Annotated in this window: 17 protein-coding genes, 1 tRNA gene and 2 pseudogenes; 8 read left to right on the top strand and 12 right to left on the bottom strand. The window is 66.2% G+C overall.

Going from position 1 to position 15,692, the window contains the following annotated elements:
- Positions 1-270 precede the first annotated feature (270 nt).
- The 3 genes and pseudogenes from E3T48_RS09080 to E3T48_RS17605 form a co-directional block, all read right to left on the bottom strand.
- Entirely contained in the window at positions 271-1,128 is an 858-nt protein-coding gene (locus tag E3T48_RS09080; RefSeq protein ID WP_134523746.1) for a Cof-type HAD-IIB family hydrolase, read from the bottom strand.
- Between the two features lie 72 nt (positions 1,129-1,200).
- Complete coding sequence (locus E3T48_RS09085) at positions 1,201-2,193, bottom strand: glycoside hydrolase family 1 protein (RefSeq protein ID WP_134523747.1); 993 nt, start codon at positions 2,191-2,193, stop codon at positions 1,201-1,203.
- A gap of 38 nt (positions 2,194-2,231) precedes the next feature.
- Positions 2,232-2,437 (bottom strand): annotated as a pseudogene (locus E3T48_RS17605) (PTS sugar transporter subunit IIA); the annotation flags it as partial.
- Positions 2,438-2,643: 206 nt separating this feature from the next.
- Between E3T48_RS17605 and E3T48_RS09095 the strand changes: the two are divergent.
- Entirely contained in the window at positions 2,644-2,898 is a 255-nt protein-coding gene (locus E3T48_RS09095) for a hypothetical protein (RefSeq protein WP_134523748.1), read from the top strand.
- A gap of 232 nt (positions 2,899-3,130) precedes the next feature.
- Here the strand turns inward: E3T48_RS09095 and E3T48_RS09100 are convergent, their stop codons facing one another.
- Complete coding sequence (locus E3T48_RS09100; RefSeq protein WP_134523749.1) at positions 3,131-3,724, bottom strand: TetR/AcrR family transcriptional regulator; 594 nt, start codon at positions 3,722-3,724, stop codon at positions 3,131-3,133.
- A gap of 73 nt (positions 3,725-3,797) precedes the next feature.
- On the opposite strand from E3T48_RS09100, the gene E3T48_RS09105 reads away from it, so the two are divergent.
- On the top strand, positions 3,798-4,265 hold the full coding sequence (locus E3T48_RS09105) for an anthrone oxygenase family protein (RefSeq protein WP_166789681.1): 468 nt from the start codon (positions 3,798-3,800) through the stop codon (positions 4,263-4,265).
- Positions 4,262-4,645 carry a hypothetical protein gene (locus tag E3T48_RS09110; RefSeq protein ID WP_134523751.1) on the top strand — a complete coding sequence of 128 codons (384 nt, stop codon included), beginning with the start codon at positions 4,262-4,264 and terminating at the stop codon, positions 4,643-4,645. The genes E3T48_RS09105 and E3T48_RS09110 overlap by 4 nt, the downstream gene beginning before the upstream one ends.
- A gap of 209 nt (positions 4,646-4,854) precedes the next feature.
- On the opposite strand, the gene E3T48_RS09115 is transcribed toward E3T48_RS09110, so the two are convergent.
- The 4 genes from E3T48_RS09115 to E3T48_RS09130 all read right to left on the bottom strand — a co-directional run bounded on the left by E3T48_RS09115 (position 4,855) and on the right by E3T48_RS09130 (position 7,733).
- Positions 4,855-4,926, bottom strand: a tRNA-Arg gene (locus E3T48_RS09115).
- A gap of 34 nt (positions 4,927-4,960) precedes the next feature.
- Positions 4,961-5,959, bottom strand: a complete 999-nt coding sequence (locus E3T48_RS09120) for a CHAP domain-containing protein (RefSeq protein ID WP_134523752.1) — start codon at positions 5,957-5,959, stop codon at positions 4,961-4,963.
- Positions 5,960-6,064: 105 nt separating this feature from the next.
- Positions 6,065-6,562 (bottom strand): HNH endonuclease, encoded by a 498-nt coding sequence (locus tag E3T48_RS09125; RefSeq protein ID WP_134523753.1) that lies wholly within the window; start codon positions 6,560-6,562, stop codon positions 6,065-6,067.
- Between the two features lie 463 nt (positions 6,563-7,025).
- Complete coding sequence (locus E3T48_RS09130; RefSeq protein ID WP_134523754.1) at positions 7,026-7,733, bottom strand: iron-dependent transcriptional repressor DtxR; 708 nt, start codon at positions 7,731-7,733, stop codon at positions 7,026-7,028.
- 74 nt (positions 7,734-7,807) lie between these two features.
- Here E3T48_RS09130 and serC point away from each other — a divergent pair, with 74 nt between their 5' ends.
- Together serC and E3T48_RS16990 are read left to right on the top strand one after the other, a co-directional pair.
- The gene (serC, locus tag E3T48_RS09135; protein WP_134523755.1) at positions 7,808-8,926 is read left to right on the top strand and encodes a phosphoserine transaminase; all 1,119 of its coding nucleotides are present in this window, start codon (positions 7,808-7,810) and stop codon (positions 8,924-8,926) included.
- 75 nt (positions 8,927-9,001) lie between these two features.
- The gene (locus E3T48_RS16990; RefSeq protein WP_241986754.1) at positions 9,002-9,169 is read left to right on the top strand and encodes a hypothetical protein; all 168 of its coding nucleotides are present in this window, start codon (positions 9,002-9,004) and stop codon (positions 9,167-9,169) included.
- Between the two features lie 225 nt (positions 9,170-9,394).
- Here E3T48_RS16990 and E3T48_RS17240 read toward each other — a convergent pair.
- Both E3T48_RS17240 and E3T48_RS09145 read right to left on the bottom strand, forming a co-directional pair.
- A pseudogene (locus tag E3T48_RS17240) lies at positions 9,395-9,718 on the bottom strand (DUF3027 domain-containing protein); the annotation flags it as partial.
- The gene (locus tag E3T48_RS09145) at positions 9,711-10,091 is read right to left on the bottom strand and encodes a cold-shock protein (RefSeq protein ID WP_134523757.1); all 381 of its coding nucleotides are present in this window, start codon (positions 10,089-10,091) and stop codon (positions 9,711-9,713) included. The pseudogene E3T48_RS17240 and the gene E3T48_RS09145, both read right to left, overlap by 8 nt.
- Positions 10,092-10,184: 93 nt before the next feature.
- On the opposite strand from E3T48_RS09145, the gene E3T48_RS09150 reads away from it, so the two are divergent.
- The 3 genes from E3T48_RS09150 to E3T48_RS09160 are packed head-to-tail and all read left to right on the top strand — an operon-like array spanning position 10,185 to position 14,043.
- Positions 10,185-10,460 carry a hypothetical protein gene (locus tag E3T48_RS09150; protein WP_134523758.1) on the top strand — a complete coding sequence of 92 codons (276 nt, stop codon included), beginning with the start codon at positions 10,185-10,187 and terminating at the stop codon, positions 10,458-10,460.
- Between the two features lie 5 nt (positions 10,461-10,465).
- Positions 10,466-12,343, top strand: a complete 1,878-nt coding sequence (locus tag E3T48_RS09155) for a helicase-associated domain-containing protein (protein WP_134523759.1) — start codon at positions 10,466-10,468, stop codon at positions 12,341-12,343.
- Between the two features lie 44 nt (positions 12,344-12,387).
- Positions 12,388-14,043 (top strand): DNA repair helicase XPB, encoded by a 1,656-nt coding sequence (locus E3T48_RS09160; protein WP_134523760.1) that lies wholly within the window; start codon positions 12,388-12,390, stop codon positions 14,041-14,043.
- 26 nt (positions 14,044-14,069) lie between these two features.
- Here the strand turns inward: E3T48_RS09160 and E3T48_RS09165 are convergent, their stop codons facing one another.
- Both E3T48_RS09165 and folP read right to left on the bottom strand, forming a co-directional pair.
- Positions 14,070-14,780, bottom strand: a complete 711-nt coding sequence (locus tag E3T48_RS09165) for a pyrimidine reductase family protein (protein ID WP_134523761.1) — start codon at positions 14,778-14,780, stop codon at positions 14,070-14,072.
- A 2-nt stretch (positions 14,781-14,782) separates the two neighbouring features.
- A complete protein-coding gene (folP, locus tag E3T48_RS09170) occupies positions 14,783-15,691 on the bottom strand; it encodes a dihydropteroate synthase (RefSeq protein ID WP_198417647.1) in 909 nt (302 codons plus the stop codon).
- Position 15,692 lies beyond the last annotated feature (1 nt).

Here is a 15,692-nt window from a genome sequence, read left to right on the forward strand (position 1 = left end):
CAGACCACTGTCCGCGCCGCTGCCCGCGCCGGCATCCGCCTCGGTGAAGGCGGTGGTGGCACTGGGATCAGGGTTTCCTGCCATGCCCCCAGAATACCACAAATCGAACATGAATACGATAGAATCTCACTTTGAATTGAGATATTTTCGAACTGAATTGCACAACGGTAAACTGCACAACAGAGATCGTGACAACGCCGGGGCCGACGGTCGCCCCTGCGGCCACACGCCAAGCGATCGATGGATCCACCGCGCTCGAAGGGATCCCGGTCAGATCAAACCGTGGCGGCGGAAGGCGTTCCAGACGCCGTCATCGAGCACGGCCGTGGTGACCTCGTCGGCGTGGGCCTTCACCTCATCGGTGGCGTTCCCCATCGCGACACCGACACCACACACCTGCAGCATCTCAATGTCGTTGTTGCTGTCGCCAATGCCGATGGCGGATGCCGCGTCGATGTCGAGCAGGTCGAGTAGTTGCACGATCGTGCTGCCCTTGTTCACCCCGCCGAGGGTCACCTCTCCGCTGCCGCGACCCATGTGCGGGATGGTGCCCGTGATGACATGGAAATCTCCGCCGAGGGCTTCCAACACGCGATCGAACGCCATCAGGTCGCCGGCGAGGAACACCGACTTCGCGATGCCGGTGAAACTGAGCGGTCGCACATCGGCAAACGCTCTCAGGGCCGGGTGTTCGTCGTGGTCGGACACGGATTCGTGATCAGCCCGGATTTCCCCCCTGCGCTCCCGGTCATCTTCGAGATACGTCGCGAAGCGCCCGCGCACGCCGGGGCTCGGGTACAACTCGTCGAAGGCCTGCAGGTAGAAGTCGTACCCCGACTCCTCGTAAAAAGCAACCATGCGCGCCACCGCGTCTTCGGGCATCGTGCGGGTGATCACCAGCTCGTCGCCGACCTCGGCGAACCCGCCGCCGGCGCTGATGGCGCCGTCGAATCCGATGTCACGGATCGAGGGGTAGATTTCGACGGATGCGCGCCCGGTGCTGAGGTAGACCAGATGGCCTTTCTGTCGGGCGGTGCGCACCGCATCGATTGTTGACGGTGCGATCACCTCACCTGAGTCGATGAGGGTGCCGTCGACGTCGAGGAACGCGATGCGGGGGGAAACCATGGTGTGCTCCAAAAACGCGGCTGTCTCCGGGACGGTTCATCCCAGCGACAGCCGACAGGGTATGACTCGACGCTATCGCGTGAGTCCCGCGCCGTTCGTTCGGATGACCTCGGCGTACCAGTCGAACGACTTCTTCTTGTACCGGTCCAGGGTGCCGGTGCCGTCGTCGTTGCGGTCGACATAGATGAACCCGTAACGCTTGCTCATCTGCGCCGTGCTGGCGCTCACGGGGTCGATCTGCCAGCCCCACTCGGATGCCTTCAGCGTCGGGTTGCGCACACCGGGGAAGAGGTTGCCCTCGCCCGTGACGCGCTTCGACTCGTCGGCGGTCTCGGCCACGCTGACGTAGTAGCTGAGAGAGACGAAATCGACGGTGTTCTCTTTGAGCAGCGTGCGCTCTTCATCGGTGATCACCAGGTCGACGCCCTGGTCGCGCAGGCTCCGCAGGTAGTAGCCGGGGTATTCGCCGCGCACGTGGATGTCGCCGAAGGCGAGGTTGGTGCGTTCCGTGGTGAGCGACGCCATGACGTCGTCCGGGTCCGGCGACAGTGGGTAGGTCGGCATCGCGAGGATCATGCAGCCGATCTGGGCGGTGGGGGCGAGTTCGCGTTTGACCCAGCCGTCGTAGGTGTCGGCGAGGTTCAGCGGCGTCTCGTAGTGGGAGATCGTGACGAGCGGCTCGATGCCGTGCTTCTCGCACTCATCGATAACGCGATCGTAGAACGCGAGGCCCTCTTCGTTGGGCTCGATCTCGTCGCCCAACGAGAAGATCCGGCTCCAGGCGATGGAGAAGCGGAAGGCCTTGAAACCCATCTCGGCGAACAGGGCGATGTCTTCGGCGTAGCGGTGGTAGAAGTCGATGGCCACCTGCTTGAGGTTATCGTCGGTCGGACCCTCGGTGCGCGGCGTCGTGATTCCCTGCGGCATGACGTCCTGGATCGACAGGCCCTTGCCGCCCCCGTTGCAGGCGCCCTCGATCTGGTTCGCGGCCGTGGCGCCGCCCCACAGAAAGTCCGTGGGAAAGGTGCTAGTTGTTGTAACGGTCCTTCTTCTAGTCCTTGTAATGCGCGTGCAGAGGTGGGGGGAGCGGACAACCCGAACTCCACCAGGAGGTCGCCAGCCGGTACCCGCTGGCCCTTTTCGACCTTCAGGGTGAAGTGCTTGCCGTTGAGCTTGACGGTGTCGATCCCGACATGGATGAGCCCTCTGCGCCGTTGGCGTGTGTGACTCCGATGGCGTGACCGGTCGGGAAGGCCGCTACCACCACGGCGTCAAACGAGGCGTACAGGGCTCCGACACGGGGGATGATCGCGACGCCCCGGCTCGAGTCCGATCACGCATTTCACGGTGCGGGTCTTGCACTTCTACTCTAAACATTGCGCGGTAGGCATTAGCCCCCGTCAATTGAGGGAGAAAGCAGAGTCCGAGCGACGGCCACACGAGTTACCGGCAGCTCATAAGTCTGCACGACAGCTTCGCGCCCACGAGGTAGACGATCTCATTACCCGGTATCGCATGCTAAAGAACATCAATCAGGTGGCTCGAAAGTTCAAAATGTCTCGGACAACGGTGAAAGGCCACCTAGAACGACGAGGCATTGATATACCGAGTAAGCGGATGACCACGGCCGACATCGATCAAGCCATTCAGCTCTACGGCGAAGGTAAATCAAGCATGGTTATCGGTAAGCAGCTTGGCTTTGACAACCACACTATCTTGAAGGCGTTGAAGTTGAATGATGTCGTGATCAGGAAGCAGCTCGGGCGATGATTGCGGGCACGGGGGTAAGCCTTACGTGGACCCTTAGTTATCACTTTCAGCGTGAGCTACTTCTTCTTTAGATTGAGATTGAATCTGCCGCAGTCACATTTGAAGGTCTCTTCGCGGCCGGCCGACGACATAGATCCACCCGGGGCATTCCGAGTTTTCGCACGTGAAGAGATCGAGAAAAACGAAATGCCCCCGCCCGGGTTTGCGCGCGGGGTGATCGAAGCAGTACTGCTCATTCTCGTGGTGCGGTGGCGTTCTTGAAGAGTTCGACGTTTCCTGGGTAGACCGCGGCGAGCAGGTCGCGCACCATCTGGTTGTCGTCATATTCACGTGGAAGCTGAAGACCCAAGATCACGTTGGAGAGCATGCCCGCGGCCAGCACCTGCCCGGCCTGCTCGGGGGAAAGGCGTCCTTGGTCCACCAAGGTGCGGTAGACGCGGACGAAGCCCTCACGGGCGAGCGGTCCGATCGTCGGATCGGCGCCAGCGGTGAACGCGTGGGCCAGGCACAGCAAGAGGCCTTCCTCTTCCTGAAAAAGCCCGAGGTACGCAGCACCGATATGCGCGGGGAGTTCGTCCGGCGCGTGGGCGTCGATCGCGGCAACGAAGGCATCCACGACGCGCTGGATCGCATAGCCGACGATGTCAGCCACAAGAGCGTCCTTGCTGCCGAAGAGATGGATGACGTAGGGCTGGCTCACTCCTGCGTCACGTGCAATGTCACCGGTAGTCGCGGCAACGAAGCCTTTCTCAGCGAACACCCGGATAGCTGCCGCACGGACAGCAACCCGTCGTTCGTCCGAGTTGAGTCGAGTGCGCTGTTCCATATTGACATGTTATCAATCAATCAATAATGTTTTGATTGATCAATCAATAGGTAACTTAATCTGGAGGTGTTCTTTGGATCTACTACTCTTCGCAACCGTCGCTGTCACCGGTTTCACCGCGTCGGCCGAGTTTGGCTCCTATGCGTTCGTGCATCCCGTGATCAAGCGTCTCCCGCGGAGTGAGCACATCCTCGTGGAGCAGGGCCTGCTGCGCACCTTCGGCGTCGTCATGCCAATTCTCATGACCGGTTCCCTGGTGCTCACCATCAGCTACGCGGCCCGTCCAGACGGTGACGGGCTAACAGAAGTCCTCCGGTGGAGCGCCGCGGCGGTCTGGGCGAGCGGCATCGTCACGACCGTGCTCGTGAACGTCCCGACCAACCTCGCCACGCTGCGCTGGAACCATGAAGCTCCCCCCGAGAACTGGAAGGGGCGTCGCAACCGCTGGGAGTGGTTCCAGGGGTACCGATCGTGGGCATACCTCGCCGCATTCCTGCTCCTCGTGCTTCAGCTCGCCGTCACGCCGGGAGTTCTCGGATGAACATGTTTGAGATACTGAGGCTCATCGCTCTCGTGGCCCACTTCCTCGGGCTGGCGACCGTCATCGGTCCGTTCCTGGCACAACTGCGCCGGCGAGAGGGGTTCCATCTCGGGCTCATGCACGCTGGCGCGATAACGCAGCTCGTGAGCGGTGGCGTTCTCATCGCAGCCCGTCTGGCACAGCATCTCGCGGTAATCGAGTTCAAGATGGTGGCGAAGATCCTCATCGCGGCAATTGTGCTCGTGGCCCTGATCATCGCCATGGTGATCCAGCGCCGACGACGCACCTCAGGCGTTACGGATGCCGACGCGCGACCCTGGTTCTTGGCTGCCGGATCACTTGCTGTCGTGAATGTTATCGTCGCGACCGCCTGGACTTGAGGCCACATCAGACCGGGGCCGCACCGGCTTTTTCTCCAGGCTTCGCCGGGGAAGACTGCGGCCACCCTGACCGTCCTGTCCTCCCCAAGCAGGCGGGCCTGCTGTATCGCGCGCCGAGTCCGCGTGACGCGGCAGAGGTATCAGGATCTCGCAACCCTTCGATCGAAAATCAGTATCGTACCAGAACTCATCTAGTAAGCGTTCTACGGTGCCCCTGGAGGGATTCGAACCCCCAACCGTTTCCTTAGGACGGAACTGCTCTTCCGTTGAGCTACAGAGGCTGGCTGTGAAAGCTTAGCCGGTCCAGGCGGCCGGTCAGGCCGGCGGGTAGAGGAACAGCGGCACTTCGCTGGCCTTGATCGTGCGCTTGTTGTACGCGTGGGTACCCATCCAGTTGTATTCCTCCAGCACGACCGACCCGTCGCCACCGATCGACTGCACGTAGGCGACGTGGTTGTAGTTGAACCAGGCCACCGCACCGACGACGGGCGTCTTGCTGGTCGCCCAGCCGCGGCTCGACCAGGCGTTGGCCCAGTTGCTCGCGTTGCCGCCACTCGGGGTGAGGGAGCTCCAGGTCCACTTGAACGGGGCGCTCGTCGATCCGGCGTCACGGTTGAGGCGCCAGGCGACGAAGTCGACGCATTCGCGGTAGTAGTAGTTGAACGGCGAAAACCCGCCGCCCTGGGACTCGGTGGGCATGTTGTACCACTGGTAGTCGTCGCCCTCGGCGCGAACGCCGTAGACGGCGAAGGATGCCGCGGTCGTCCGGGCCGCTTCGGCCGCCTTCTGCGCCGCGAGGGCGCGCTTTGCGTCGGCTTCCTTCTGGGCGAGTTCTTCCTTGCTCGTGGCGGTGAAGCCGTCCCTGGCCACGGTCACCGCCGAGGCGCCGGCCGCCACGGTGACGCCCTGAGCGCCGGCCTCGGCCAGCGAACGGGTGGATGCCGCACCCTGGTTCGCGCCGGCCCCGGGTGAGAAGGCGTAGGCGGGAAGACCCGCGGTGAGGAACAGTCCGGGAATCGCCAGGAGAGTGACGGCGATCTTCAGAGGGCTGCGCCGGTTGGAGACCCGGGCGGGCCGAGGAGCGGGGCGCGGGGCCTGCGCGGGGGACGCCACCGAGCGGCGGCCGGACTGCGACACGATCGCCGGGACATCCGGAACAAGGCCGGGCGCGGACGCCGCGGTCGCGGGGACCAGCGCCGAAGCGTTCGACTGGGCAGAACCGGGTTCGCGCTGCGCGCGCAACTCACGGCGCGACAGGATCGCGTTCTGGTTCTCTGGAGGAACGGATGTGCCGGGTTCGCCGGAATGGGGCAAAATCTGATCCTCTGCGTGGCCTGGTTCTGGTCAAAGCTCCCCCCACCCTATGGGAATACGGGCCGGAAGTCACCCCTTGCGTTACCTTTTCGTTACATGTGCTGGTCAGGCCGCAGGCGCGAGGAACTCATCCCATTGCGGCAGCGGCCGCTCGGCGCCGCGCACCACCCAGGTCGTGCCCAGCGGCATCCGCGGGTGGAAGAGCAGGTTCCAGCCCATCTCCCCCGGCGTCCGGTCGCTCTTGAGGTTGTTGCAGCGCAGGCAACACGCCACGAGATTGTCCCAGGTGTCCCGGCCGCCCCTCGACCTGGGCAGCACATGGTCGATCGTGTTCGCGGTCTTGCCGCAGTAGCAGCAGTGATGATCGTCACGGCGCAGCACGCCCCGCCGGCTGACCGGCACCGAGCGTAGCCGCGGGATGCGCACATACCGGGTGAGCAGGATCACGCTCGGCCGGTCCCACGACCCGGATGACGCCCAGACCGGGTGACCCTGGTCGGACTGGACGATCGTGGCCTTCTGGTTCATGACCAGGATGAGGGCCCGTTTGAAGGAGACCACGGCGAGGGGCTCGTACCCCGCGTTGAGGACCAGTGTGCGCATGCGTTCCCTTTCGAAAAGGGCTGGACGGCTTCCAGCCATTCGAACTACGTCCCAATGCGGCGAATGGGAAGCGAGCGGGCAAACAAAAAGGACGCCGTCACAATGACGACGCCCTACTGGAAACAACGTGGCTGAGACACGCGCGACCGAGACATGCTTGACTGCTGTGCCGTGGCGCGAAGCGGCAGCGCACATCCATGGTGTGGATCGTGCGCCGCTCTCGCCGTGGCTCTTCCGAAAATTCGCAGAACATCAGGTCATCAGGTTAACCCAGATTCGGCACCGGGCGAAACGCCGGGCGCCGAATCTGCCAGCTGTTACGAAACGTTCACCTCTGCCGGGCGATCAGATGCCGTAGACCGACGCGAGGTCGAAGCTTCATCCACTTGTCACCCGAAATTCTCTTCTTCTAACAAGTCGGTAACGAAACCCGCGTCGTTTCGGGGCGATCGGGCGGCGAAAGCTACGCCGGAACCAGTGGCGTCGTCACGAAGATGTGGCTCGCCACCTCGTGCGGCAGTTCGAGGCCGGCGCCGCATCCGTCGACTCGCACGAGCACGTAGGAACCGGCCGCGGAGAACACCCCGGTGTTGCCCGGGAGCACCCCGGAGTTCTTCAGCTGGGCCAGCAGCTCCGGATCGAATTGCACCGGCTCACCGAGGCGACGGATGACCGCGGTCACCGGCTCGGCGGAACTCCCGACCACGTCGACCAGACTGGTCACTCCCGCCATGAATGCGACGGCCGGGGAATCGCCCAGTTCGTCGAGCCCGGGGATCGGGTTGCCGTACGGGGACTCGGTCGGATGGCCCAGAATCTCAAGGATCTTGCGCTCAACCTGCTCGCTCATCACATGCTCCCAGCGGCATGCTTCGTCGTGCACGAACTCCCATTCGAGCCCGATCACGTCGCTCAACAGGCGTTCGGCGAGGCGGTGCTTGCGCATCACATGCACGGCCTTGCGACGACCGGCCAGGGTCAGTTCGAGATGCCGGTCACCGGAGACGACGACGAGGCCGTCCCGCTCCATCCTGGCGACGGTCTGCGACACGGTCGGGCCGGAGTGGCCGAGCCGCTCCGAAATGCGCGCCCGAAGGGGAACGATGTTCTCCTCTTCGAGGTCCAGAATCGTCCGGAGATACATCTCGGTGGTGTCGATCAGATCAGTCATCCCCAGAGCCTCCCGGTCGGCCTCCATGCAAGTGACAACCTTACCGTCGTGGCACCGCCAACTAGAATCGCCCTATGCAGAATCTAACTATTCCCTCTGAACTCTTGCCCCTCGACGGACGATTCGGCTGCGGCCCGTCCAAAATCCGACAGGAACAACTCGACTACTTGTTAGCCGTCGGATCCAGCGTCCTCGGCACTTCGCACCGCCAGGCCCCGGTTAAGAATCTGGTTGGCCGGGTGCGCGCCGGGCTCGGCGAGATGTTCCGGGCGCCGGACGGTTATGAAGTCGTCCTCGGCAATGGCGGGTCGACCGCCTTCTGGGACGCAGCAGCTTTCTCCCTTATTTCGAAGCGAAGCCAGAACCTCGTCTTCGGCGAGTTCGGCGGCAAGTTCGCCAGCGCCGCGGCAGCCCCGTTCCTCGAGGCCCCCGATGTGATCAAGGCTCCGCCCGGTTCGCGCAGCGCGGCCGTGGCCACCGAAGGGGTCGACGTCTACGCCTGGCCCCAGAACGAGACCTCCACCGGCGTGATGGCACCCGTCACCCGGGTGAACGGCGATGTGGGCGCCCTCACCGTGATCGACGCCACGAGCGCGGCGGCCGGAATCGACTTCGAGGCCGACCAGGCGGATGCGTATTACTTCGCCCCGCAGAAGAACCTCGCCTCGGACGGCGGCCTGTGGATCGCACTCTTCTCCCCCGCCGCCATCGAGCGGGTCGAACGCATCGCGGCCAGCGGACGGTACATTCCCGAGTTCCTGAGCCTGAAGAACGCAATCGACAACTCCCGCCTCAACCAGACCCTGAACACTCCGGCCGTGGCCACCCTGCTCCTGATCGAGAACCAGCTCGACTGGATCAACGGGAACGGCGGCCTCGCCTGGGCGTCCGCGCGCACGAAGGAATCGTCATCCGTGCTCTACGACTGGGCCGAGAGCGTCGACTACGCCACGCCGTTCGTGACTGACCCCGACCACCGTTCACAGGTCGTTGCCACGATCGACTTCGACGACCGGATCGACGCCGCGGCAGTGGCGAAGACCCTGCGGGCGAACGGTATCTCGGACACCGAGCCCTACCGCAAGCTCGGCCGCAACCAGCTGCGCGTGGCCACGTTCACGGCGATCGAACCGCACGACGTACGTCAGCTCGTCAAGTCGATCGAGTACGTCGTGCAGAACCTCGGCAGCTAGGTACGCACCATGCGCCTCTGGTTGAAAGACAGCGAACGCCGGCCTGATCCGATGCCGGCGCGCACGGACGCCCGGATGGCGATCCTCGCGGGATCGGCCGGCTGGCTCCTAGCCCTGGCGCTCGCTGTCTTCTTCCAGGGCGACCTTGCGGCGGCGGGACTTGGCTGGTGGCCGGCGTGCGCCGCCATCGGCCTTGGCCTGGGGCTCGTCGGCCTCGGCTGGGTTCAGTTCCGGCGCAGGTAGCACCTCACCGAAGTCGATCCCGTCGAGCACGTCCACGCCGCGGTCGTCGTCGAAGTCGTCGTCGAGGGCGAGCGAGTCGTCGTCCGGCTCGTCGTCCTCGCCGTCGTCCGGCTCGTCGTCGTCATTGTCCGACTCGTCGTCGTCCTCCGACTCATCATCATCGTCATCGTCATCGTCATCATCGTCGTCGTCCGTGTCGAGTGTCTCCGCCGCGGCGACCGCGGCGGCGAGCTCCTGCGCGGTGCGATAGTCGGCGAGCCGGTCGGACCACGGGATCCAGTCGGGGGCGACCAGGGCCTCGTCGCCGGGGGTGAGTTCGGTCTCGAGGATGGACGGCAGGGAATCGTCGTCGACCCGGGACAGGCTCACTGTCCATCGCCACCCCGGGTAGCCGCTCATGGTGCAGTCGAAGAGCAGAGTCAGTACGTGTTCGCCCTCGACGATGTGGCCTACGACCTCGCCGACGGTCCCGGCCGGGGTGATATCGAGCAGAGCCTCGCGGGCCTGGTCAACGGCCGCCAGAAGAGCGGGATCCGCCTGATCAGGCATCGAGTTCCTCCGCGACCTTGCGCAGCATCGCGGCGATCTTGTGGCTGTGCGTGCTGTCGGGGTAGCGACCCCGGCGCAGGCTCGCACCGATGCCGTCGAGAACCTTCACGAGGTCCTCGATGATGATCGCCATGTCATCGGCCGGCTTGCGGCTGAGCTTCACCAGGCTCGGCGGGGCCTCGATGATGCGCACGGACAGTGCCTGGGCGCCCCGCTTGCCATCGGCGATGCCGAATTCGAGTTTCGTCCCTGCCTTGACCGTGACTCCGGCGGGCAGCGCAGAAGCGTGGAGGAAGACCTCATGGCCGTCATCAGAACTGATGAAACCAAAACCCTTCTCCTCGTCGTAGAACTTGACCTTGCCGGTGGGCATCTGGACCTCGCTGCATTCCGGGCGCGCGGAATGCGCGCCAACCGCACTCAGCCTATTCGGTCGGACCGGGAGATGCCCCGTATCCTTGGGAGTGTGACCAATCAAACTCCACATGCCGCGAGCCGGCTCGAACGCATCCTGGCTTACATGGTTGCGGGTGTGGTGGGTCTGTCGATCCTCGCCTTCCTCGCCGTGATCATCGGCACCGCCGCCGGCGCAGGAGCCGACAACGGTTTCGGCCAGGGGGTCTGGCCGGCCGTGCTCGCCCTGCCGCTCTTCGGCTTGCCGCTCGGATTCCTCCTGATCATCGCCCTCCTGGTGATGACCGCCATTCGCCGCGCACGCGAGGCACGTCAGAACAGGGAGTAGCCGCCATGCTCACGCTCGCCTCACGCCTTCGGGCACTCGACGACGCAGCGTTGCGTCGCACACTCGCAATCCGCGCCGTCTCGGCCACCGGCATCCGCGACTTCTTCGACCTTGCCGAGACCCTCCTCGAACCTGACGCCGTGCAGCGCGCCCTGGCCCAGCTCGACCGGGCCACCGTCGCGGTCCTGGCCGTCGCCGGGGAACTGTCGATCGCCACCGACCCGGACTCCGCGCCCACCGCGCCCACCCTTGCCGAGCTCGCCGAACGCCTGTCCGAACTGGCCGGCTCCCCCGTTCCCGAAACGGATGTCGCGGCCCGCGCCGCCGTGCTGGACTCCCTGATGCTGGGCCGCCTCTCCGACCAGCGATTCCGGCCGTACGACGCCGTGGCCGCCCAGCTCCTGACCTGGCCGGCGCGCGGACTGCCGGCCGCGACCGAACTGGCGGGGGCACCCGCGCCCTCGGCCCTGGCCGGCGTGTCCGCGACCGACACCCGGTTCACCGACCGGCTCGCCGCCGAGCGCGCGTTCGCCGCCGTGTCGTCGATCGCCGAACTCGTCACCGAGCTCGCCCGCGAACCGGCGAGGGAACTCAGCCGCGGCGGCCTCGGGCTGCCCGACACGAAGCGCCTTGCCGCGGTCATGGGCGCCGAATTGGAGGTGGTGGCATCCTTCGTCGCCACCGCGGCCCGCGCCGGCCTGATCGCACACGTCAACGGCTACTGGAACGAAACCGAGGCCGGCGAGGCCTGGCTCCTCGAGGGCACGGCACGCCGCTGGGCGACGATCGCCGAGTCCTGGCACGCCGCTCTCCCGCCGGACGTTCGCGGCATCCTCGCCCGGCGTCCCGGCGTCTCCTGGGGTGAGGGCCTTCGCTCGTTCGTCGCCTGGCTCTACCCCGCCGGCGGCGAATGGATGGACGGCCGGGTCACCGAATTCGCCGACGACGCGGAACTCATCGGGATCACCGCCCACCAGACCACGAGCCCGGCCGGTGCAGCGGTGTTGGCCGGCGACCTCCAGGCGGCGATCGCCACAATGACGGCCGCCCTGCCTGCCGAGGTCGGCGCCGTGTACCTGCAGAACGACCTGTCCATCGTCTCGCCCGGTCCGCTCGCCCCGTCGATCGACGCCCGCCTGCGCGGACTCGCCGACGTCGAGAGCCGTGAACTCGCCCTGAGCTATCGCATCTCGGCGACCTCGGTCAATCGAGCACTCGCCGCCGGGGAGAACGCGGACTCGCTGCTCGACTTCCTTCGCGCGGTATCCCTCACCGGGATCCCCCAGCCGGTTGACTACCTGATCCGCGAGTCCGCGGCCCGGTACGGCCGGGTGCGGGTGGGCCCGACCGACCCGGGCGAGTCGCCGACCCAGAGCTACGTGCGATCCGAGGACTCTGCCCTGCTCGGCACCATCGCCGTTGACCAGACTCTCGCCCCCCTCGGCCTCGTCCGCGGCGACGGGAACCGGCTGACCAGCCGGTTCGGCAGCGACGTCGTATTCTGGGCCCTCAGCGACGCACGCTACCCGGTCGCCGCCGAGAACGCGGCGAACGAGATCGTGCACCTGCGCCGCCATCAGCTCGCGCGGGTTGTGCCGGTGACGACCGTCGACCCCGCGATCGCCCTGGTCGAAAAGCTGCGCGCCAGCGACGGCGGCGAAGGCCAGGCAGCGGATGCCTGGCTCGCCAGGCAGCTCGACTCCGCGATCAAGGCCAAGCAGACCGTCGTCGTGAGCATTGCCATGCCGGGCGGCGTGGTCGTGGACTACCTGCTGGAGCCCGCCAGCGTGGGTGGCGGACGTTTTCGCGCCCGTGACCGACGAGCCGACATCGAACGCACCCTGCCCCTGTCGAGCATCATCAGCATCACGCCAGCCCCGTAAGCGGGTGGCTGTCGTTCCAGCACACGCGGGTAGGATTGACGGTTATGTCTGATGGCCCACTGATCGTCCAAAGTGACCGCACCGTGTTGCTCGAAGTCGCGCACCCTCTCGCCGAGGATGCCCGCCACGATCTGGCCGTGTTCGCCGAGCTGGAACGCGCGCCGGAACACATCCACACCTACCGGATCACCCGGCTCGGCCTGTGGAATGCGCGCGCCGCCGGACACGACGCCTCCGACATGCTCGCCACGCTAGAGAAGTACTCGAAGTTCCAGATCCCGCAGACCGTCAGTATCGACATCACCGAGACCGTCGGACGCTACGGACGCCTCGTCATCGAGCGGGATGCCGAGGGCCGGCTGATCCTGCAGAGCAACGACCAGGCGGTGCTCACCGAGGTCGCCGGCGCCAAGCGCATCTCACCGCTGCTGATCGGGCATCCGTCGCCGGATTCGTTCCTGGTCGAGCCGTGGGCCCGAGGGCAGCTCAAGCAGGAGCTCGTGAAGCTGGGCTGGCCGGCCGAGGACCTCGCCGGGTACACGCCGGGCACCCCGCATCCGATCTCGCTCCTCGAAGACGGCTGGGCGCTCCGGGACTACCAGAACAAGGCCGTCGCCAGCTTCTTCGACGGCGGTTCCGGTGTGGTCGTGCTGCCCTGCGGCGCCGGGAAGACCCTCGTCGGGGCCGGGGCCATGGCCACCGCCAAGACGAACACGCTGATCCTGGTCACCAACACGGTCTCCGCCCGTCAGTGGCGCGACGAATTGCTCAGGCGCACCACTCTCACGGCCGAAGAGATCGGCGAGTACTCCGGTCAGGTCAAGGAGGTCAAGCCGGTCACGATCGCGACCTACCAGATCCTCACCGCCAAGCGGAAGGGCGAGTACGCCCACCTCGAACTGCTCGACGCGATGGATTGGGGCCTGGTGATCTACGACGAGGTGCATCTGCTGCCGGCGCCCGTCTTCAAGCTCACCGCCGAGCTCCAGGCGCGCCGCCGCCTCGGCCTGACCGCGACGCTCGTGCGCGAGGACGGCCGCGAGGGCGACGTGTTCAGCCTGATCGGCCCCAAGCGGTTCGACGCCCCGTGGAAGGAGATCGAGGCCCAGGGCTTCATCTCGCCGGCGTCCTGCTACGAGGTGCGGATCGACCTGCCGCAGTCAGAACGGCTGAGCTACGCCGCGGCGGCGGACGACGAGCGCTACCGGATGGCCGCAACGGCGCCGGCGAAGCTGGACGTGGTCAGGCGCCTGGTGGCCAAGCACCCGGGCGAACGCATCCTCGTGATCGGCCAGTACCTCGACCAGATCGACGAACTCGCCGACGCCCTGGACGCCCCCAAACTCACCGGTGCCACGCCCGTCGACGAACGCGAACGCCTGTACCAGGCGTTCAGGGTGGGCGAGGAGAACCTGCTCGTGGTGTCGAAGGTCGCGAACTTCTCGGTCGACCTCCCGGAGGCCACCGTCGCCATCCAGGTTTCCGGGTCGTTCGGTTCACGCCAGGAGGAGGCCCAGCGCCTCGGCCGCCTGCTCCGCCCGAAGGAGTCCGGCCTGTCGGCGAATTTCTACACCCTGGTCGCCCGGGACACCGTCGACCAGGACTTCGCCCAGAACCGCCAGCGCTTCCTCGCCGAACAGGGCTACAGCTACACGATCCTCGACTCGCAGAACCTGGACTCCCCCACCCTGGTCGCCTGACCCTTCGGCGAGGTGGCCGGCCCAGGTCAGGCCGAACCGCGGCCGTAGCGCAGGAAGAGCATGTCGCCGGCGGTGAGCACGTGCAGCAGCGCCATCCGCCGGGTGACGGCGGAGTCGTTACGGGCGATCCGGCCCGCGCCGCCGCCCTCGAGCACCGGGCTGATGGTCAGGCAGAGTTCGTCGACGCAGTCCGCCGCGATCAGCGCGCCGAACAGATGCGGGCCGCCCTCACAGAGGATCTGGCCGAGCCCGCGGGCGACCAGCGCCGCGACCATCACCGCCGGGTCCATGGCCTGCTCCCCGCAGACGAGCACATCGGCCACCGCCGAGAGTTCGGCCCGGCGCCCGGCCGACGACCCGCCGTGCGTGAGCACGATCGGGCGCACCGCCGCATCGCGGAAGAACGGATGCCCCGGCTCCAGCTCGAGCCGCGACGACACGACCGCCACCGGAACCTGGGGCGGCAGGCCGTGGCTGAGCCGCCAGGCGGCATCCGCCGGGCTGAGACGGATGCCGCCGTACCCCTCGGCGCGCACGGTCCCCGCACCCACGACGATCACGTCGGAGAGCAGCCGCAGGGTGTCGAAGACGAGCTTGTCGTCGTCGTTGCCCAGCCCGCCGCTGCGGCCGTCGACGGTGGCGGCCCCGTCCAGGCTGGTGATGAAGTTCACCCGCACCCGCGTTAAGGTGCGGTCGGCGACCTGGTAGCGCCTGATCAGTTCGGCCCGGTCCAGCATGCTCAGGCCTGGTTGTGGCGCAGGTAGGCCGGCTGGCGAAAGCCCAGGATCGCTTCGGTCATCCGCACCGCGTCCACGGCGGCCACCACATTGTGCATGCGCACGATCCGTGCCCCCTGGAGGATGCAGTACACCGCGGCGGCAAGGGACCCCTCGACCCGGGCACCCCGCTCGCGATCGAGCGTCTCCCCCACGAAGTCCTTGTTGGACACCGCGACCAGGGTCGGGTAGCCGATCGCCGTGATCTCCGCGAGCCGCCGGGTCAGCTCGAGCGAGTGGGAGGTGTTCTTGTTCAGGTCGTGGCCCGGATCCACGATGATCCGTTCGGCGGGAATCCCGTGATCCCGGGCGAGCGCGACCCGCTCCCGCAGGAATGCGGACACCTCGTCGACGACATCGATGTAGCTCGGCGACGGGTGGACTGTGCGCGGCGGGGCCAGGCTATGGGTGATCACGAGGGTGGCGTCGCTGTCCGCGACGACGTCCGCCATCGCCGGGTCGTGGACGCCGGTGGTGTCGTTGATCACATGCGCGCCGGCCGCGATGCCGGCGGCCGCGACCTTCGGGTGGAACGTGTCGACGGAGATGACTGCGCCGGAACCGCTGAGTGCTTCGACGACGGGAACCACCCGGTCGATCTCCTCGTCGATCGGGATCGGAGGGCCAGGGGCGAATTTGGCGCCGCCGATGTCGATCCAGTCCGCGCCGTCCTCGATCGCCCGGCGGGCGGCGCTGACCGCGGCGTCCAGCGCGAAGGTGGCCCCCTTGTCGTAGAACGAGTCCGGGGTTCGGTTGATGATGGCCATCACCGCCACTTCGCGTGAGAAGTCGAACATCCGGCCGCCGATCATGCGGCGGGGCCGGAGCAGGTCGGGGAGCGCGATGAACGGTCGGGCGGGCGCGGTGTCCATG

It is taken from the genome of Cryobacterium fucosi (assembly GCF_004403515.1).
Taxonomy (GTDB): Bacteria; Actinomycetota; Actinomycetes; order Actinomycetales; family Microbacteriaceae; genus Cryobacterium; species Cryobacterium fucosi.